The sequence below is a fragment of the Collinsella aerofaciens genome, from assembly GCF_028206795.1.
GTDB lineage: Bacteria > Actinomycetota > Coriobacteriia > Coriobacteriales > Coriobacteriaceae > Collinsella > Collinsella aerofaciens_AX.
Window position 1 is genome coordinate 168,195 of sequence record NZ_JAQLFJ010000006.1, and the last position, 18,921, is coordinate 187,115.

General features: G+C 61.2%; 17 protein-coding genes and 1 other RNA gene. 16 read left to right on the forward strand and 2 right to left on the reverse strand.

The window, feature by feature from the left end; genetic code table 11:
* Nucleotides 1–289: 289 nt before the first annotated feature.
* The 3 genes from gatC to gatB are packed head-to-tail and all read left to right on the forward strand — an operon-like array spanning nt 290 to nt 3,791.
* The gene (gatC, locus tag PMX70_RS05790) at nt 290–601 is read left to right on the forward strand and encodes an Asp-tRNA(Asn)/Glu-tRNA(Gln) amidotransferase subunit GatC (protein WP_055250987.1); all 312 of its coding nucleotides are present in this window, start codon (nt 290–292) and stop codon (nt 599–601) included.
* Nucleotides 601–2,115, forward strand: coding sequence for an Asp-tRNA(Asn)/Glu-tRNA(Gln) amidotransferase subunit GatA (gene gatA / locus PMX70_RS05795; protein ID WP_271739797.1), 1,515 nt, complete (start codon nt 601–603; stop codon nt 2,113–2,115). The genes gatC and gatA overlap by 1 nt, the downstream gene beginning before the upstream one ends.
* Complete coding sequence (gene gatB / locus PMX70_RS05800; RefSeq protein WP_271739796.1) at nt 2,115–3,791, forward strand: Asp-tRNA(Asn)/Glu-tRNA(Gln) amidotransferase subunit GatB; 1,677 nt, start codon at nt 2,115–2,117, stop codon at nt 3,789–3,791. The genes gatA and gatB overlap by 1 nt, the downstream gene beginning before the upstream one ends.
* Before the next feature lie 222 nt (nt 3,792–4,013).
* Here the strand turns inward: gatB and PMX70_RS05805 are convergent, their stop codons facing one another.
* On the reverse strand, nt 4,014–5,012 hold the full coding sequence (locus PMX70_RS05805; RefSeq protein WP_271739934.1) for a helix-turn-helix domain-containing protein: 999 nt from the start codon (nt 5,010–5,012) through the stop codon (nt 4,014–4,016).
* Between the two features lie 120 nt (nt 5,013–5,132).
* Here PMX70_RS05805 and PMX70_RS05810 point away from each other — a divergent pair, with 120 nt between their 5' ends.
* The 6 genes from PMX70_RS05810 (at nt 5,133) to PMX70_RS05835 (ending at nt 12,257) form a co-directional block, all read left to right on the forward strand.
* Entirely contained in the window at nt 5,133–6,956 is a 1,824-nt protein-coding gene (locus PMX70_RS05810; protein ID WP_271739795.1) for an ABC transporter ATP-binding protein, read from the forward strand.
* Nucleotides 6,957–8,714, forward strand: coding sequence for an ABC transporter ATP-binding protein (locus tag PMX70_RS05815; protein ID WP_271739794.1), 1,758 nt, complete (start codon nt 6,957–6,959; stop codon nt 8,712–8,714).
* A 194-nt stretch (nt 8,715–8,908) separates the two neighbouring features.
* Complete coding sequence (locus PMX70_RS05820) at nt 8,909–9,154, forward strand: DUF6110 family protein (protein ID WP_055250999.1); 246 nt, start codon at nt 8,909–8,911, stop codon at nt 9,152–9,154.
* 78 nt (nt 9,155–9,232) lie between these two features.
* Nucleotides 9,233–11,248 (forward strand): heavy metal translocating P-type ATPase, encoded by a 2,016-nt coding sequence (locus PMX70_RS05825; protein WP_271743137.1) that lies wholly within the window; start codon nt 9,233–9,235, stop codon nt 11,246–11,248.
* 143 nt (nt 11,249–11,391) lie between these two features.
* Nucleotides 11,392–11,745 (forward strand): hypothetical protein, encoded by a 354-nt coding sequence (locus PMX70_RS05830; protein WP_271739792.1) that lies wholly within the window; start codon nt 11,392–11,394, stop codon nt 11,743–11,745.
* Nucleotides 11,742–12,257 carry a type II toxin-antitoxin system VapC family toxin gene (locus PMX70_RS05835; protein ID WP_271743138.1) on the forward strand — a complete coding sequence of 172 codons (516 nt, stop codon included), beginning with the start codon at nt 11,742–11,744 and terminating at the stop codon, nt 12,255–12,257. The genes PMX70_RS05830 and PMX70_RS05835 overlap by 4 nt, the downstream gene beginning before the upstream one ends.
* 58 nt (nt 12,258–12,315) lie before the next feature.
* Here PMX70_RS05835 and PMX70_RS05840 read toward each other — a convergent pair whose 3' ends face one another.
* Entirely contained in the window at nt 12,316–12,750 is a 435-nt protein-coding gene (locus PMX70_RS05840) for a hypothetical protein (RefSeq protein WP_271743139.1), read from the reverse strand.
* Nucleotides 12,751–12,989: 239 nt separating this feature from the next.
* On the opposite strand from PMX70_RS05840, the gene ssrA reads away from it, so the two are divergent.
* The 7 genes from ssrA to nagB all read left to right on the forward strand — a co-directional run bounded on the left by ssrA (nt 12,990) and on the right by nagB (nt 18,791).
* Nucleotides 12,990–13,353: a transfer-messenger RNA gene (ssrA, locus tag PMX70_RS05845) on the forward strand.
* A 493-nt stretch (nt 13,354–13,846) separates the two neighbouring features.
* The gene (locus PMX70_RS05850; RefSeq protein ID WP_271743140.1) at nt 13,847–14,725 is read left to right on the forward strand and encodes a patatin-like phospholipase family protein; all 879 of its coding nucleotides are present in this window, start codon (nt 13,847–13,849) and stop codon (nt 14,723–14,725) included.
* Nucleotides 14,726–14,919: 194 nt separating this feature from the next.
* Complete coding sequence (rplM, locus tag PMX70_RS05855) at nt 14,920–15,363, forward strand: 50S ribosomal protein L13 (RefSeq protein ID WP_022094635.1); 444 nt, start codon at nt 14,920–14,922, stop codon at nt 15,361–15,363.
* Nucleotides 15,364–15,365: 2 nt separating this feature from the next.
* Nucleotides 15,366–15,761, forward strand: a complete 396-nt coding sequence (rpsI, locus tag PMX70_RS05860) for a 30S ribosomal protein S9 (RefSeq protein WP_022094634.1) — start codon at nt 15,366–15,368, stop codon at nt 15,759–15,761.
* A 123-nt stretch (nt 15,762–15,884) separates the two neighbouring features.
* Nucleotides 15,885–17,222, forward strand: a complete 1,338-nt coding sequence (glmM, locus tag PMX70_RS05865) for a phosphoglucosamine mutase (protein ID WP_055251011.1) — start codon at nt 15,885–15,887, stop codon at nt 17,220–17,222.
* Nucleotides 17,223–17,323: 101 nt separating this feature from the next.
* Entirely contained in the window at nt 17,324–17,791 is a 468-nt protein-coding gene (locus PMX70_RS05870; protein WP_306421699.1) for a PTS sugar transporter subunit IIA, read from the forward strand.
* Nucleotides 17,792–18,062: 271 nt separating this feature from the next.
* Nucleotides 18,063–18,791: a glucosamine-6-phosphate deaminase gene (gene nagB / locus PMX70_RS05875; RefSeq protein ID WP_022094631.1), complete on the forward strand. Its 729-nt coding sequence runs from the start codon at nt 18,063–18,065 to the stop codon at nt 18,789–18,791.
* The last annotated feature ends 130 nt before the right edge of the window (nt 18,792–18,921 follow it).

Below are 18,921 nucleotides of genomic sequence, written 5' to 3' on the forward strand. Positions count from 1 at the left end.
CCTTTGTGGTGGTCGGGACTTCCAAACCATCACAACATTCGATGAAAATCGCGATTTTGGCGAAAAGCGTCGAATGTTGTGATGCTTTTTGTTGCGGGCGGCGCGGTTTTCGCTGCGGGCGGGATGGTTTTCGCTATGGACGGTGCGGTTTCGCTGTAGAACCGCCGGCCCGCCGCCTGCCAACCGCCGCCCTCGTTACGTTTTCGCTGCATTTAGGTAAAGCACCTGCTCCAAGCGGCGTTGCCTTGTATACTAGAGCGGTTTATCTGTTATGCGGAAGGGAGCGCCTATGGCACTCAGCGAGAAAGACGTGCGCGGCATCGCCGAGTACGCAAAGATCGCACTGACCGATGACGAGCTCACCCAGATGACGTCCTACATGAACGACGCCGTCCAGATGCTCGAGCCCGTCTTGCAATATGACTTGCCCGACGTGGAGCCCACGTTCCATCCCATCGGAAGCCTGTCCAACGTGATGGGCGATGACCTGCGCGAGCCCGAGCGCGATCTGCCGCTCGACGTCGCGTTGGAGAACGCCGGCAGCGCACGCGACCGCTACTTCCGCGTGCCGTCCATTTTGGGAGAGGGGGAGAGCGAGTAATGGCGCAGAGCTTCGATTCCCTTACCGCCGCCCAGATCGCCGCGGGCGTTGCCGCCGGCGACTTTACCGCTACCGAGGTGGCCCAGGCCTCCCTTGCCGCCATCGAGGCGCGCGAGGGCGGGGTCCGGGCATTCCTGCAGGTGGCGCCCGAGCTTGCGCTCGAGGCTGCTGCGCGCGTGGATGCCGACCGTGCCGCAAGCAAGCCGCTGCCCCCGCTCGCGGGCGTGCCGCTGGCCATTAAGGACAACATGAACCTCGTGGGCACGCGCACCACCTGCGCTTCCCGCATGCTCGCGGACTACCAGAGCGTTTACACCGCCACCTGCGTCCAGCGTATGCTCGATGCCGGCTGCCTGCCCATGGGCAAGGCCAACATGGACGAGTTTGCCTTTGGCAGCTCCACCGAGAGCTCGGCGTTCCACCGCACCAACAACCCTTGGGATACCGAGCGCGTGCCCGGCGGCTCCTCGGGCGGTTCCGCTGCCGCCGTCGCCGCGGGCGAGGTCGCGCTCTCGCTGGGCTCGGATACCGGCGGCTCCATTCGCCAGCCGGCGTCGCTGTGCGGCGTGGTGGGCTTTAAGCCCACGTATGGCGCCGTGAGCCGTTACGGCGTGGTCGCCTTTGGCTCGTCGCTCGACCAGGTGGGTCCCTTTGGCCGCACGGTCGAGGACGTCGCGCTGGCCATGAACGCGCTTACCGGCGCGGGCCACGATCCGTACGACTGCACCAGCCAGGATTGCGCCGTCGACTTTACCGAGCATCTCAACGACAGCATCGAGGGCAAGCGCGTGGGCATTATCCCTGCGTTTATGGAGGCCGAGGGTCTGACGCCCGAGGTCAAGGCCGCTGTTCAGCGCGCCGCCCAGGAGCTGCAGAACCAGGGCGCCGAGCTGGTCGAGGTCGACCTGCCGCACCTGGACGCCGCCATTGCCGCCTACTACGTCATCGGCCCGGCCGAGGCGTTCTCCAACCTGGCTCGCTTCGACGGCATTCGCTACGGCTATCAGGAGGAGGGCTGCGCCAACCTGTCCGACCAGAGCTCGCTTTCGCGCGCCCACGGCTTTGGCGCCGAGGCCAAGCGCCGTCAGATGCTCGGCGCCTACCTGCTGAGCTCGGGCGTGTACGACAAGTACTACTACGCCGCGCAAAAGGCCCGCACGCTCATCACGCAGGACTACGACGCCGCGTATGCCAAGGTGGACACCATCCTCATGCCCGCCTCGCCGCGCACGGCCTTTAAGTTTGGCGAGATTAGCGACCCCACGCAGATGTACCTCTCCGACCTGTACACCATCTCGCTCAACATTTGCGGCAACGGCGGTATCTCGGTGCCGCTGGGCCTGGGCGAGGACAGCAAGCTGCCCGTTTCTGCCCAGCTGGTGGGGCCTGCCTTTAAGGACCGTCAGCTGCTCATGTTTGCCCGCGCCCTGGAGCGCGGCTTTGCCGATGACGCCACGGGTGCGCCCGCGCTTTCCGTCGCGCCCGATTTTGCCGGGAAGGGAGGCGAGCTGTAATGAAGGAGCTTTCCGAGGTCCTGCAGGATTGGGAGGCCGTGATCGGCCTGGAGATCCATACCGAGCTCACCGCACTCGATACCAAGATGTTCTGCAACTGCAAGCTCAGCCACGATGACGAGCCCAACGCCAACGTGTGCCCGGTGTGCCTGGGCCTGCCCGGCGCTCTGCCGGTGCCCAACAAGCGCGCCATCGAAAGCATCGTCAAGGCCGGTCTCGCCACCAACTGCGAGATCCAGCGCCACTCGATGTTCTACCGCAAGCACTACTTCTATCCCGATATGGCCAAGAACTTCCAGACCACGCAGGGCCCGGTCGCCTTTGCCATGTACGGCCACCTGGATCTTGATGTGACCGGTCGCGGTGCCGCCGAGCGCCCCGACTGCGCGTTTGGCGAGGCCGAGGCCCAGAGTCTGGCGAGCGCCTCGGCCAACGCCGAGGGCCTGTCCACGTCCATGACGTCGACCATGCGCGAGGGCAATCAGCGTGCCGGCCATCTGGCCAGCTATGATGCGTCCAACCTGCAGATGCCCGAGCGTCGCGAGGACGGTTCCTACACGGTGCCCATTCGCATCCTGCGCATCCATATGGAAGAGGACGCCGCCAAGATGGTGCACGTGGGCGGTGCCGAGGGCCGCATTACCGCCGCGGCCGAGTCGCTCGTCGACTACAACCGCTGCGGCACGCCTTTGATTGAGCTCGTGACTGAGCCCGATCTGCGCACGCCCGAGGAGGCTCGCCTGTTTATGGAGAAGCTCCGCCGCATTTTTGTGACGCTGGGCATTTCGGACTGCTCCATGGAGAAGGGTTCCATGCGCTGCGACGGCAACGTGTCGCTGCGTCGCCGCGGCGAGACCAAGCTGGGCACCAAGACCGAGCTCAAGAACCTCAACTCGTTTAAGAGCCTGCACGACGGCCTTGCCTACGAGATCTGCCGCCAGGCCGAGGTGCTCGAGGAGGGCGGCATCATCTATCAGGAGACCCGCCACTGGGAGCCCAGCCGCAAGCGCACCGTGGTCATGCGTGTGAAGGAGACGGCCGACGACTATCGTCTGTTCCCCGACCCCGACCTGGCGCCGTTCGATCTGGACGACGAGTTCATCGACCGCTGCCGTGGCGAGATTCCCGAGCTGCCCGATGCCAAGCGCGCCCGTTTTGAGGCCGACTTTGGCATTAAGACGGCCGATGCCGAGCAGATTGCCGGCGACCCGGAGTTTGCCGAGTTCTTTGAGGCCGCCGCTGCCGGTATGGCTGGCAAGGAGGCCCAGACGGTCGCGAACCTGCTGGTCAACGAGATGATTGCTTACCTTAAGGGCGCGGGTGTGTCGTTGACTGAGTCCGGCATCGCGCCGGCTCAGGTGGCGGCGCTTGCCAAGCTGCTCGCGACCGATGCCATCAGCTCCAACCAGGCGCACGAGGTCTTTGAGGCCATGGCCCAGACCGGCGACGACCCCAACAAGATTGTCGACGAGCGCGGCATGCGTCAGGTGAGCGATGCCGGCGCGCTGCAGCCGATCGTGGACGAGGTGCTGGCAAACTGTGCCGATCAGGCGCAGCAGTATCGTGACGGCAACCAGAAGGTCATCGGGTTCCTTGTGGGCCAGTGCATGAAGGCGAGCCGTGGCAAGGGCAACCCGAAACTCTTCAACGAGTTGCTGAGAACGTCGCTCTCGTAAGCGGGAACCGAGGGGCTCCGGCAGGGCGGGTGCTTCCTCAAAATCTCAAACAGTCCTGCGCAAGACGAAGGCCACATTAAGTGGCCTTCTTTGCGTGCGGAACTCATTTTGAGCAAGCACCCGCCCTGCCGGGGCTCCCGGGTTCTGCAACGACTCGGCCGTTCGGGTCAGGTAGGCTGGATTGAATTTGGTGAATGAGGGCGCCGTTGGCGCCCTCATTATTTATAAATGTTGGGAACGCCAAGCGGTGGGGGTGGTGCCGGTGTGTTGCTTGAAGGCTTGGGCGAAGGCGGCCTGCTGAGGGTAGCCTAGACGCTCTGCCACCTGCGCTATCGTGAGCGAGCTATCGGCCAAAAGGTCCTGTGCTCGCTCCATACGGCGTCTGCGAATGTAGGCGCCCAGGGACTCGCCAGTTTGGGCCTTAAAGGTGGCGCATAGCTTGGAGCGGCTTGTGTAGAGCCTCTCGGCCACCTCGTTGATACCCACACGCCTGCCTTTGTCGAGCGCACGCTCAATCATTGCCGTTGCTTCTTCGGCAATGGTTATGCTGACGCGTGTGTCTGCCGCCTGCCGCGCCTGCTTGTGGGCCGCGCGTGAGCATGCGAGTTCGGCGACCATAGCCTCCACGATGCCCTGCATATAGACGTGTCCGCCTACGGTGCGGGCGCGTTCCTCGTTAATCCGACGCAGCGTGTGGCAGATGGCGGACGTCGCCTCCTCGTGCCATGACTCGGCAAACGCCTCAAAGACCCCCGCGAACTCGGTGGGATAGCGGTGCTCCAGTTCGTCAAAATATCCAGGCAAAAAGAGGACCGAGCGCGAGTGGTAGAGCTGCCCTGCAAACAGCGGGCTTAGCTCCTCACCGCAGCTATCTTGGATAAAGCTGCAGACTGCGCTGCTCGGCCACGGCCCACGCAGCGGCTTGAGGTTCGCAGGCGTTATGCCGGCTTCGGGCATGCACATGAGCGTGGGCGCGCTGACCTCGCTCACGCACGCGTACGGTTCGGGCGTGTATTCGGCTAGGTGCATGTTGTGCGTCGGGGTAATGAAATGCTCCATGACGATGCAGGTGGGGGAGAGGGGCATGATCCATGCGCGTCCGTGCGCCCGATCGTTTGCCACCTCGCCGGTAAAGATGGCACCATTGCCGGAGAACTCCAAGCCAAACTGCTCAAACTGCGGTGCGTAGAGCTCGGTTATATCGGTTGCCGCCCGCCGCATTTTCAATAGCGTCCCCTTCATTTGCGAAAACGTCCACGCCTGGCCCAATTGTGTGCCTTGGCTAACACGCCCATGATAAGTTTCTTACGGTTAACTCTCAAGCCGTTAGAAAGGAATCTCATGGCAAAGGGATCAAAAAAGGAAGGCGGCGGCATCGGCGAGCTACTTGCATATGCCGGTGACCGCAAATTCCTAACGTATTTGGGCATGGCCCTCTCGGCGTTCTCGCAGCTGCTGAGCTTTGGCCCGTACGTGTGCATCTGGCTTGTTGCGCGAGACCTGATCGCCGTGGCGCCCAACTGGAGCGAGGCCGCCGACATCGCGATGTATGGTTGGTGGGCTGTCGGTTTTGCCCTGGCAAGCATCGTGGTCTATTTCGTGGGACTCATGTGCACGCACCTGTCCGCGTTTCGCTGCGCATCCAATATCCGCAAGACCACGAGCGAGCATCTGCTTAAGCTGCCGCTCGGCTACTTTGACACGCACGCCACCGGTGAGCTGCGCCGTATCGTAGACGGATGCGCCGCCTCCACCGAGACCCTGCTCGCGCACATGCTGCCCGATATCGCCGGTGCCACCGCCATGGTCGTGGGCCTGCTTGTGCTGCTATTTGCCCTCGATTGGCGTTTGGGCGCGGCATGCTTAATCTCGGTCGTCGTTTCGTTTTGCGCCATGGCCACCATGATGAGCGGCAAGGGCGCCGAGTTTATGAAGGCTTACATGGGCGCGCTGGTCAAGATGAACAAGACCGGCACCGAATACGTACGCGGCATTCCCGTGGTCAAGGTATTCCAGCAGACGGTCTACTCCTTTAAGGCTTTCCACGATGCGATCGCCGAATACGCCGACATGGCGCAAAACTATGCGGGTACGTTTTGCCGAGGTCCGCAGGTGCTCAACCTTACCGCACTCAATGGCCTCGTGGCATTTCTTTTGCCTGTGGCGCTGCTGCTGGCGCCGAGCGAGACGGACTTCGCGCACTTTATGGTCAATTTTACGTTTTACGCGATCTTTTCGGCCGTGGTGCCGACGGCCATGACCAAGCTTATGTTTGTGGGCGAGGCGTCTCAGATGAGTGCCGATTCGCTGGCTCGCATCCGAAGCGTTATGGATTCCAAGCAGCTCTCCGTGCCCGCTCAACCCAAGCACCCCGCTGGCAGCGATGTGCGCTTTGAGGACGTGAGCTTTACCTACGAGGGTGCTGAGGCGCCTGCCGTCAACAATGTGAGCTTTAACGTTTCCGCAGGTAGCACCCTCGCGCTGGTTGGTCCCTCGGGCGGCGGTAAGTCGACCTGCGCAAGCCTGATCCCGCGTTTTTGGGATGTTTCCTCGGGTCGTGTGCTCGTGGGCGGCGTAGACGTTCGCGACATGGACCCGCACGAGCTCATGGATCAGGTCGCCTTTGTGTTTCAGACCAACCAGCTGTTCCGCCAAACACTTGCCGATAACGTGCGCGCCTCCAAGCCTGGGGCCACTGACGACGAAGTGCGCGCGGCCCTCTCCGCGGCCCAGTGCGACGATATCGTGGCCAAGCTCCCGCAGGGCATCAATACCATGCTCGGCGCCGGCGGGGCGTACCTTTCGGGCGGCGAGGTCCAGCGTGTGGCGCTCGCCCGCGCAATCCTTAAGGACGCGCCTATCGTGGTGCTCGACGAGGCCACGGCCTTCGCCGACCCCGAGAACGAGGCGCTCATCCAGCGTGCCTTTAGCAAGCTGGCGGCGGGTCGCACAGTCATTATGATCGCGCACCGACTCTCGACTGTAGTGGGCGCAGACCAAATCGTGGTGCTCAACCGGGGCAGCGTGCAGGAGTCGGGTACCCATGCTGAGTTGCTGTCCCAAAACGGTCTATACGCCAAGATGTGGGCCGAATACGAACAGGCCGCGAGCTGGAAGATCACTGCTGCCGCGGATGCCGCCGTCACGAAGGGAGGCGAGGCCTAAATGTTCGCCTCATTCCAAAAGAAGTATTTCCTATCCGATAAAGGCGTCGCCGGCGTAAAACGCGGCATTTTCTGGACCGCGCTCACCAATCTTATTACCATGGCCGGCATGGGCTTATTGTTCCTGGTCATGGCCGGTTTTGTCGAACATCTCGCTCATGGGGCCGACCTGCCGGATGCACTGCCCATCGTGGGTGGTCTCGTTATCTTCTTTGTGCTGCTCTTTGCCTCTAACTGGCAGCAGTATTACTACACCTACTGCATCTTTTACGAGGAGTGCGGCAAGCAGCGTATGGAGATTGCCGAGCGCTTGCGCAAGCTGCCGCTGTCGTTTTTTGGCCGTCGTGATCTGGCCGATTTAACCGAGACCATCATGGGCGACGTCCAGGCCATGGAGCACGCCTACAGCCACGTGCTGGGAGAGCTTTGGGGTGCCATCATCGCAAGCGCCATTGTGTTCGTGGCGTCGCTGTTCTTTTGCTGGCAGCTGGCGATCGCGGCGTTTTGGAGCGTGCCCGTTGCCTTTGCCGTGCTGTATCTGACACGCGGCCCCATGACCCCGGTGTTCGACCATGTGCGTGCCGAGAAGGTCAAGGTCACCGAGGCGATTCAAGAGACGCTCGACTGTGCGCGGGAGATCCGTGCCACCAACCAGGAGGCTCATTATCTTGAGGGACTCAACGCCGTGATCGATGCCGAGGAGCGCGAGACCACCAGAGGCGAGCTCGCCAATGGGCTTTTGGTCAACTCCGCCTTTGCCATCCTGCGCCTGGGGATTGCCACCACGTTGGTCACGGGCGCTGCGATGGTCGCCTCCGGCCAGGTCGACTTTTTGATGATGTTTGCCTTCCTGCTTATGGTGAGCCGCATCTATGCGCCCTTTGATCAGGCGCTGATGCTGATGTCCGAGCTGTTTGCCGCCGAGTCGTCGGCCAAGCGCATGTGTTCCATCATGGAAGAGCCCGTGGCGCGGGGCAGCGAGCAGTTTGAGCCCGTAGGCCACGATGTGGTGTTCGATCACGTGGCATTTGGCTATGGTGCGGGCGAGGACGGCCGCGCCGGCGAGAAAGTTCTTACCGATGTGAGCTTTACCGCCAAGGAAGGCGAGGTCACGGCACTGGTCGGTCCTTCGGGCTCCGGTAAGTCCACGGTGAGCCGCCTGGCCGCGCGCTTTTGGGACGCCACCGAAGGCACGGTCACCGTGGGCGGCGTGGATGTTGCGAGCGTGGATCCCGAGGTGCTGCTGCGCGACTACGCCATTGTGTTCCAAGACGTGCTGCTCTTTGACGACACGGTGATGGGAAACATCCGCCTTGGCCGTCGCGATGCCACCGATGAGGAAGTGCTTGCCGCCGCGCGTGCCGCCAACTGCGACGAGTTTGTAAGCCGCATGCCGCAGGGCTACGACACCATGATCGGCGAGAACGGGTCTAAGCTCTCCGGCGGCGAGCGCCAGCGCATCTCAATCGCCCGTGCGCTGCTCAAAGACGCGCCGATTGTGTTGCTGGACGAGGCGACGGCGAGCTTGGATGTAGAGAACGAGACCGTGGTGCAGCAGGCGCTCTCCCGCCTGCTCGCGGGCAAGACGGTTATCGTGATCGCCCACCGTATGCGTACGGTGGAAAATGCCGACAAAATCGTTGTACTCAAGGATGGTGTGGTTGCCGAGCAGGGCACTCCGGCGCAGCTCAAGGCGGCAGGTGGAGAATTCGCCCGCATGGTGGCGCTGCAAAAGGAAGCAGCTACCTGGCAGCTGTAAGAAGGGGCAAAGGGACAGTCCCTTTGTCACATTGACAATCGGTTACTCCGCATCGTTAATTTTCAAAAGGTTAGCCATGGCTGACCTAGATAGTTAGATAAAACTGAGATATTTCAAAGCGTGCTCGAGCAAACTTGTTTACTCGGGTGCTGAGGCACCGTGCCGCGTCCAATGCGGCAAAAGGGAGAGACATCATGAAGAAGTCCACGTTCAACACCCTGCTTGTTGGTGGCGGTTTTCTGCTTGGTACGGCTGGCATCAAGCTGCTCACCAGCGCTCCGGTAAAGAACGCCTGCGTGCAGGGTATCGCGTGCGGCATGCGCATCAAGAACGGCTACCAGGACATGGTCGAGCAGGCCAAGGCTAATGTCGACGACATGGTTGCCGAGGCGGCCTACATCACCCAGAGCGAGGCCGCTGCTGACGAGGCAGCCGAGTAACGCTCCCAGGCACAAACTATGAGATTCTCGATTATCAGCGAGATCCCCGGCAGGACCCGTCTTCAATTGGCGGGTCCTGTGCCAGAGAGCGATCTCGATGCACTTCTTAAGCTCAGCGGCGATATCGACGGCGTGCACAAGGTGCGCGTATATGGCCGTATTGGCCAGATGGCGCTCGAATACGACGAGCCACGTCGCGCGAGCGTGCTCGACGCCTTGGGCGCACTCGATGCTCAAGCTATCGCCGATGCCAAGTCGGGCTATGTGATGCAGCTTGAGCCGCGCAAGCACAAACTCGTTATGGACCTGGCGACACTCGTCGGCGCCCACTACGCGCGCCGCTGGTTCTTGCCGACGCCTCTGCGTGCGGTGTTTGTCGTGGCCGGTTACATGGCATTTTTGCGCGCTGCCCTTCATGAGCTGGCGCAGCCGCGCCTGACCGTTCCCGTGCTCGACGCTTCGGCCATCGGCATTTCGTTCGTCAAGCGTGATGTCGACACCGCGGGCCAGACAATGTTCCTGCTCAACGTGGGCGAGCTGCTCGAGGACTACACCCGCGCCATGAGCGAAAACGAGCTCATCAACTCGCTGCTCGATGTGCCCGACAAGGCGCAAAAGGTCGTCGGCGACACCGAGGTAAGCGTTGCCGCCACCGAGCTCGAGCACGGCGACTTGGTCGCCGTGCGCACCGGCATGTCCATCTGCATCGACGGTGTTGTCGAGCAGGGGAGCGCTATGGTCAACCAGGCGACCCTGACCGGCGAGCCGCTGGCCGTCGAGCGCAGCGTGGGCGACGACGTGTTCGCCGGTACCGTCGTGGAAGACGGCGGCATCTTGGTGCGCGTGCGCGCCAATACGGCGCAAACCAAACTGCGCTCAATCGTCTCGCTCGTGCAGACGGCCGACTCGCTCAAGTCCGAGGGCCAGTCGCATATGGAGGACCTTGCCAACAAGATCGTCCCGTGGAACTTCCTGCTCGCGGGCCTGGTTGCGCTTACTACCCGCAGCCTCATCAAGACCTCGGCGGCACTGATGGTCGACTACTCGTGCGCACTCAAGCTCACGGGTTCCGTTGCCGTCATGACCGCTATGAGCGATGCTGCCAAGATGGGCGTCATGGTCAAGGGCGCGAAGTACTTTGAGTCGTTTGCCAAGGCCGACACCATTGTGTTTGACAAGACCGGCACGCTTACCGAGGCGCAGCCGCGTCTTGCCTGCGTGCTCACCACCGATGGCTGGAGCGAGGACGAGGTCCTGCGCCTTTCCGCTTGCTTGGAGGAGCATTTTCCGCATCCGGTGGCGCGTGCCGTGGTCAATGCGGCACGCGAGCGTGGGCTCGAGCACCGCGAGCGCCATGCTGCTGTCGAATACATCGTGGCGCACGGCATCGCTTCGTCCATTGAAGGGCGTCGCGCGATTATCGGCTCGGCGCACTTTGTATTTGAGGACGAGGGTGCGCAGCTCGAGTCCGACATCAAGGAGCAAATCGAGCTCCAGATGCAAGGCCTGTCGCCGCTGTATCTGGCGGTCGACGGCAAGGTCGTCGGCGTGCTCGGCATCGAGGATCCGCTCAAGCCCGGCGTCCGTGAGGCCATCGCCGACCTACATGCGCTGGGCGTCAAGCATGTCGTTATGCTCACGGGCGATTCGGAGCGCACGGCCGAGCGCATTGCGCGCGAGGCGGGTGTCGACGAGTTTAAGGCCGAGCTGCTGCCCGAGGACAAGTACGCCTATGTGGAGCGCATTAAGGGTGAGGGGCGCCACGTTGCCATGGTGGGCGACGGCGTCAACGATTCGCCGGCACTCGGTTTGGCCGACGTGGGGCTGGCAATGGGTGGCGGAAGCGACATCGCCAAGGAGGTCGCCGATATCATCCTGACCGACACGGATCTGGCCGCGATCGTGCGTTTGCGCCGCATGAGCCAGGGCCTCATTGATCGTCTGACGAGCTCCTACTCTAAGGTGATGCTCACCAACTCGGCGCTGTTGGCATTGGGTATTACCGGCGTGATTACCCCGCAGACGTCGTCACTGCTGCACAACGGCTCGACGATTGCCTACAGCCTGAGCAACGCGAAGGCTTACCTGCGTTAGCAGACGTGTTCGCCCACGTTATCTGGCCTGCGCCCAGACGGCATTGGTGTCGTCTGGGCGCGGACCTTTTGCATTTGACCATTTGCTAGCTTCTCTATATAGTGTTGCTAGCGGTGCTAGCAATTGAAGGGAGCGGGATCAACGTGGGTGCTGTTAGCGGCATGGCACAGGTGAACGTTCGCGTGGATCGCCAGGTCAAGGACCATGCGGAGGAAGCGTTGCGGCTTTCGGGCGGGACACTGCCCGAGCTCATCAAAAAGGTAGTGGCCAAGGTCGCGCAGGGTGGCGGGCAGTGCGAGGAAGTGCTTGCGGCCGTCGACGACCGGCGGCAGACCGTCGCGCCCGATACTCCGTTCGCCGCATCATGGGCGGCGGCAGATCAGCTTTACGCGGACCTGGGCATCGCTACGTCGCCCGTATCCGACGATCGCGGTTGGGAAACAATCTATTCCGAAGCCATGGACGAGCACTATCGCCAAAAGGGGATGATCCTGTGAGCGGGGCTCCCCTCAAAATAATGGTGGATGCCAACGTATGGGTTGATTCGTTTTGCGCCGACCATGCCGAGTCGCTTGCCGCACGCGCGTTTATTGGGCAGGCGACGGAGGCGGGGGCATTGCTGTTCTTTCCGGTGCATATCGCCAAGGACGTACTGTATGTTGTACAGCACGAACTGAAGCGCAGCGTTCTTGCCAGCGGGGGAGCGCTCGGCGAGGCTTCTGCCCGCGCGATTGGCGATGCGGCGCTGGCGTTTGTTCGGAACATGACCGAAAACGCCACGGCCGTGGGTGCAGATGCGTCGGACCTTTGGCTGGCCGACAAATACTTAGCGCTCCATCGCGATTACGAGGACAACTTGGTACTCGCCGCATGCAAACGCGCCCAGGTTGATTACTTGGTGACCAACGATCGAAAACTGCTCGAACATGCCGATCTTGCAGCAAAGACACCTCGTCAAATGATGCCGATTCTTGTTTTGGCCAAACGCGGCGGCACGGCTATCGGTTGACGCGAGCTGTTCGCGGGCCCCTTGGACGACGATGCGCCAAGGGGCCCGCGTCTGCTATTTACAAAAGCTCGGCCTTGATGGTGGGACTTTCTGCGAGCTGCTCGGCTGCCTTTTCGTTGGAGCTGTCGAGTGCTGCCAGACTGCGGTAGACCCACTCGTTGACCTGGGTGTTCTTGACGCCTGCGGTCTGCATAAGGGCGCCTACCTCGCGGATTGCTGCGAACAGATCGGCCTTGGGACCCGCGAGCTCGATCTCGATACCGTGGTAGGCGGCCACGCCGCGGTTCTCACTCACGTGGTCGATAAAGCCCTCGACGGTCTCAAGCTGCTGAGTGAGAGCTGCATCATCGTCAACGTCCAGCGCGACGAGTGCGTTCGATACCGTGAGGGCGGGATGTCCGCAGGGGACAAAGCCCTCGATGACATCCATAGCTTCGGTAATGGTTGAGCCCAGGCCTGCGAGGGCATTGACGAGTTGCTGCTTGGTATCCATAACGGTCCTTTCGACGGGTCAATTTTGCTTGGCGAAAATATACGTGACGCGATCGGTAACAAAAGTGCGAAGTGCGGCGCACATTGGGGTCTTCACAGCTCGTGCATAGAACAGCTGTCCGCTTTCAGAACGTGGTAAGATAACACTCCACAAGCGGGGCTCGCCCCGTATGTTCCTTGAAAAGTCGACGGCTATCGGGTGTTTGCAGGCCCGATACCATCCAGACTTTCCCAACATTCGGGGGCGACTGGTTTCGACACGATAGCTCTGAGAGAGGAAGCAAGCCGAGGTCTCCTCGCCTCGTTAAACAGGGGTACCGTCAAATTGAATTGACAACAACTCTTCTTTTGAGCCTATGGCTCTCGCTGCTTAATTTATAGCGGCGCGTCAACCCGGTGATTTCCCCGACACCGGTGCGACGTCATGTTAGGGGAATGCTCCTGCGCACGTAATCGGTATGGCGCAGGCTAAGATCGAACCGGTTGGGATGCTGCGAGCGTGTCGCTGCGCGCAAAGCGTCCGAGACTAAACCAGCGACTGAGCTTGGAGATGCCAATCAGGGGGCTTTCGTGGACCGGAGTTCGATTCTCCGCGCCTCCACCAATAGTTACAGGCAGGTAGATATTCGTATCTACCTGCCTTTTCATTTCTAGCCCGTACCGCGGAGAATCGAACTCTGTGCAGGGCGCGAGCGTAAAGAAAACGCGTAAGCGTTTTTAGCCCGCGGGCGAGGACGCCGGCAGGCGGCCGAAGCCGGTGCGTGTTCGCGAAGCAAACACGCGGATTCTCCGCGCAAAGCCCCAACCCAAAACAGATGTGCTGCCGATGGTATTTCAGCTAGCCATGCCCAGCACCAACGGATTCCCCCACCCGCGGAGAATCGAACTCTATGCAGGGCGCGGGCGTAAAGAAAACGCCTCAGTGACGCAGAGTGGGACGCGCTTTCCCAATGGCAGCCCAGGCGGAAAGCCCATCCCGGAATCTGCGCTCAGACTGGGACGCACTTTCCGCTGCACCTGCCGCCTCGAAAAACCTGCGCGCCCTCCATTCCAAAACTGGGTAGAAGAAAGCCAAAACGCAATCGCAGGAGGTCAATATGACTGCAGAAGATAAAGCAAAGAACGCCGGCAAGGTCGCGCTCGTCTTGGAGGGTGGCAGTTTTCGTGGGCAGTTTACCGCCGGCGTGCTCGACGTTCTCATGGAGGCCGGTGTCGAAATTCCGGCGGTGTACGGCGTCTCGGCCGGTGCGCTCAACGGCGTCAACTACAAGTCGCACCAGATCGGCCGCACCAACCGAGTCAATTTGACCTTCTGCAACGACAGCCGCTACATGGGCGCCGCGTCGTTTGCGTCCACGGGTTCCATCGTGGGTTACGACTTTATCTTCAACGACGTCCAGGACCGCCTGGATCCTTTTGATAACGAGACGTTCGACGCGAGCCCCATTGAGATGTACGCCGTCGCGACGGACATGCTCTTTGGAACCGCCACGTACCTCCCGGTCAAAAGCGCCGTGCTCGATCTCGACGCCGTGCGCGCCTCGACCTCGCTGCCGCTGGTGACGCCGCCGGTCGAGATTGACGGGCACAAATACGTCGACGGCGGCGTGGCCGATTCGGTTCCTATCGAGCATGTGCTCGAGGAGGCGGGCTTCGACCGTGCGGTCGTCATCGTCACCCAGGACCGCTCGTATGAGAAAAAGCCCTACGAGTTTTTGCCGGCGGCGCGCGCCCGTTATGCTGACTACCCCTATCTGCTCGAGGCTATCGAGACGCGCCACGACCGCTATAACCTCCAGCGCATGCACCTGTGGAAGTATGAGCGCGATGGCCGCGCGTTGGTCGTCGCTCCGCAAAAGCCGGTCGAGGTCGGCCATGTCGAGCATGATCCAGTAAAGCTTTTGGACCTGTATATCCAGGGCCGTCAGGAGGCAAAGCGCCTGCTCGCGGAAATCCAAGAGTTCGTTGAGCGCTAGCGACGGCGAACCCTCAAAAAATGACAACAGCTAAAGAGTTGGAAAAATCACGGCTCGTGGATGACATGTGCAGAAACTCTGGTCGGAGCCAAAATACCTGTTGACTCGTACGGCGAGCGGGGTAATATGGACGGGTTACTTGCAGAGCCCCGTGAATCTCTGTAACAACACGTACTGTACATGGAGGAGTCTAAGTGATTTCGAAATCGACTCACTACGCCAAGCAGGGCGAGGTCCAGCGCAACTGGGTTCTCGTCGACGCCGATGGTGCTGTCCTGGGCCGTCTTGCCACCCAGATCGCAATGATCCTGCGCGGTAAGAACAAGCCCCAGTTCACGCCCAACAGCGACTGCGGCGACTTCGTTGTCGTCATCAACGCCGATAAGGTCCAGCTTACCGGTAACAAGGCCGACACGAAGACCTATTATCGCCACAGCGGCTACAACGGCGGCCTCAAGGCTGAGAGCTTCCGCCAGGCTATGGAGAAGCACCCGGAGAAGGTCATCGAGCGCGCCGTTCGCGGTATGCTGCCCAAGACCACCCTCGGCCGTGCCCAGATGACCAAGCTTAAGGTTTACGCTGGTGCCGAGCATCCGCATGCTGCCCAGAACCCCACGAAGATTGAGCTGGAGGCTTAAAGATGGCTGAGAACACCGTTGTCTACCAGGGTACCGGCCGTCGTAAGAACGCCGTCGCCCGCGTCCGTCTCGTCCCCGGCACCGGCAAGGTGACCATCAACAAGCGTGACGCCGAGCAGTATTTCGGCCGTCATCAGCTCGTTGAGAACGCCCTTGCTCCCTTCAAGGTGACCGACACCGCCGGTCAGTTCGACGTTATCGCTCTGTGCGATGGCGGCGGCATCTCCGGTCAGTCCGGCGCTCTGCGTCTGGGCATCGCTCGCGCTCTTCTGAACGCTGGCGACTACCGTGCTGACCTCAAGAAGGCCGGTTTCCTTACGCGCGATGCTCGCGTGGTCGAGCGCAAGAAGTACGGCCTCAAGAAGGCCCGCCGCGCTCCCCAGTTCTCCAAGCGCTAAGGTTTTATCTCCTTTCGAGATACAATGTACAAGCGGGGCCTGCCGATTCCTCGGCGGGTCCCGCTTTTCTTTTTCGACTAGGGTGGGCGGTTGCATATCGCCTGCTAGGGAAGGAGCGATCCTATGCCCCAGAACATCTTCGGTACCGACGGCGTCCGTGGCGTCGCCAATGCCGACCTCTCGTGCGACCTTGCGTTTCGCCTGGGCCGCGCGGCGACCAAGTTTCTTGGTCCGGATATCTGCGTCGGCCGCGACACGCGTCTTTCGGGCACCATGCTCGAGAGCGCTCTGACCGCCGGCATCATGGCCGAGGGCGGCCGTCCGCACTGCTGCGGCGTCATCCCCACGCCTGCCGTGGCGCTGCTCACCGTCCAGAACGAGCTCGACGGCGGCATCGTCATCTCTGCTTCGCACAATCCGCCGGAGTTCAACGGCATCAAGTTCTTTAGCCGCAAGGGCATGAAGCTTCCCGACGCGGTTGAGGAAGAGATCAGCGCCTGGGTCATGTCCGAGGAGGCCATGGCTGCCGACACGTTGCCGACCGGCGCCGGCGTGGGCCACATTATCAAGATGAAGGACGCTCGCAAGGCATATGTCGATCATGCCATCGATACGCTCGACGGCCTGAGGCTCGATGGCCTAGTCGTTGCCGTCGACTGCGGCCACGGCGCTTCTTGCCAGACTACGCCCGCCGCGCTGCAGCGCCTGGGCGCCACGGTGCACGCTATCAACACCGATTACTGCGGCACTGACATTAACGTTGAGTGCGGCTCCACTCACCTTGAGCCCCTGCGCGAGCTCGTGCTGCGCACCCACGCCGATATCGGCCTGGCCCACGACGGCGACGCCGATCGCGTGCTGTTCGTGGACAGCGAGGGCAATGAGATCGACGGTGACTACATCCTGGCTATCTGCGGTTCTGACCTCGCCGCCCGCGGCAAGCTCGCCAACTCCGAGATCGTCTCGACCGTCATGTGCAACTTGGGCTTCTCCATCGCTATGAAGGAGCAGGGCTTCGAGATGGTTCAGACCGCCGTGGGCGACCGCTACGTTCTGGAGCGTATGCTCGCGGATGGCGCCGTCATCGGCGGCGAGCAGTCCGGCCACATCATCTTCCTGGAGCACAACACCACCGGTGACGGCCTGGTGACGGCTCTGCAGCTGCTGGCCGTGCTCAAGCGCACCGGTCGTACCCTCACCGATCTTGCCGGCATCATGAAGAAGTACCCGCAGGTACTCGTCAACGTGCATTCCGACAACAAGGCTGGTCTGGACGATTGCCAGCCCATCTGGGATGCCGTCGCTGCTGCCGAGAAGGAACTTGACGGCCGCGGTCGCATTCTGGTGCGTCCGAGCGGTACCGAGCCGCTGGTCCGCGTTATGGCCGAGGCCGAGACGCACGAGCTGACCCAGCGCGTTGTCGACGACATCGTCGAGGTTGTCAAGCGCGAACTTCCCTAATGGTCAAAAACGAGTGCCAAGTGGTAAACTGTTAAGGCTATTTTGGTCGATTGGTATGTCCGAGGGGGAGCATGTTCACTAAAGTCCTAAGGTCTTTTGGTATGCGTGGTCGAGTCCTTACGCTGGATGCTCCCATCTCGGGCGACGTCATTCCGCTTTCCGAGGTAAACGACCAGACATTTGCCACCGGCCTTTTGGGCCAGGGCGTGGCGATTCAGCCTACCGGCACGCGCGTGATTGCACCGGCTGATGCCAAGGTCGAGGCCATTTTTCCCACGGGACACGCTGTTGCGCTTAACACGGTCGATGGCTTGGACGTGCTCATCCACGTTGGTTTGGACACTGTTCAGCTTGAGGGCAAGCACTTTACCGTACATGCGCAAGTGGGTGACATCGTCCATAAGGGCGATGTACTCATTGAGTTCGATCGCGAGGCAATTGCTGCCGAGGGCTATGATGTGACGGTTCCCATCTTGGTGTGCAACTCCGTTGAGTTCTCGAGTATCAAGGGCTCCGTTGGCGTGCATGTCGAAGAGATGGACCAGCTCATCGTTGCTCGCGAGCGCTAGCAAGTGCACGTGGCCATTAGCCTACAATTCAAACACGTTTACGGAGGGCGCCCTTGAAAGAGGACGCCCTCCGTGGCAAGATGGGATTTGTCCGAAGCTAAAAGGCTTTGGGTCACCGTGGACGGGCAGGGGCCTCGACGCGGTTAGACACGAGACACATACATTACGCGACCTCGCCCTGGTGGCCGCACACGTTGGTTGCGGCCGACGCGGGCCGCGGGCAAGTGCTTGTAAGGGAGCCTTGCCTCTCTTGTACGAGAAAGGACGCGTAATGAAGATCATTAAAGCTAAAGACTACGAGGATATGAGCCGCAAGGCCGCCAATATCATCTCGGCGCAGGTTATCCTCAAGCCCGACTGTGTGCTGGGCCTTGCCACCGGCTCCACCCCGATCGGTGCCTACAAGCAGCTCGCTGCTTGGTACGAGAAGGGCGACGTCGACTTTGCCGAGGTCAGCACCTACAACCTGGACGAGTATCGCGGCCTTTCGCACGACGATCCCCAGAGCTATCACTACTTCATGCGTGAGAACTTCTTCGATCACATCAACATCGACCTGAACAACACGCATGTGCCCGACGGTTCCAACCCCGACGCCGCCGCTGCCTGCTCTGAGTACGACAAGATCGTCGCCGAGGCCGGTTACCCGGATCTGCAGCTGCTCGGTATTGGCAACAACGGCCACATCGGCTTCAACGAGCCCGATGACCACTTCTCCAAGGGCACGCACTGCGTCGACCTCACCGAGAGCACCATTCAGGCCAACAGCCGCCTGTTCGACAGCATCGACGATGTTCCCCGTCAGGCCTACACCATGGGCACTCAGACCATTATGTATGCCCGCATGATCCTGGTCGTCGCCAACGGTGAGGCCAAGGCTCAGGCTGTGCATGACATGTGCTATGGTCCGGTTACGCCCGAGTGCCCGGCTTCGATCCTGCAGCTGCACACCAACTGCGTTGTCGTTGCCGACGAGGCCGCCCTTTCGCTCTGCGAGTAGCGCGAATCCTGCACCTCGACATAGCCTTGATTAAGGCCTCCGCTTTGCGGGGGCCTTTTTGTTCAAGACTTTAGTCTGCTGGCCGCGCAGCGGCCAGCTTTAAACCACCCGCTACGCGGGTGGAGACAAA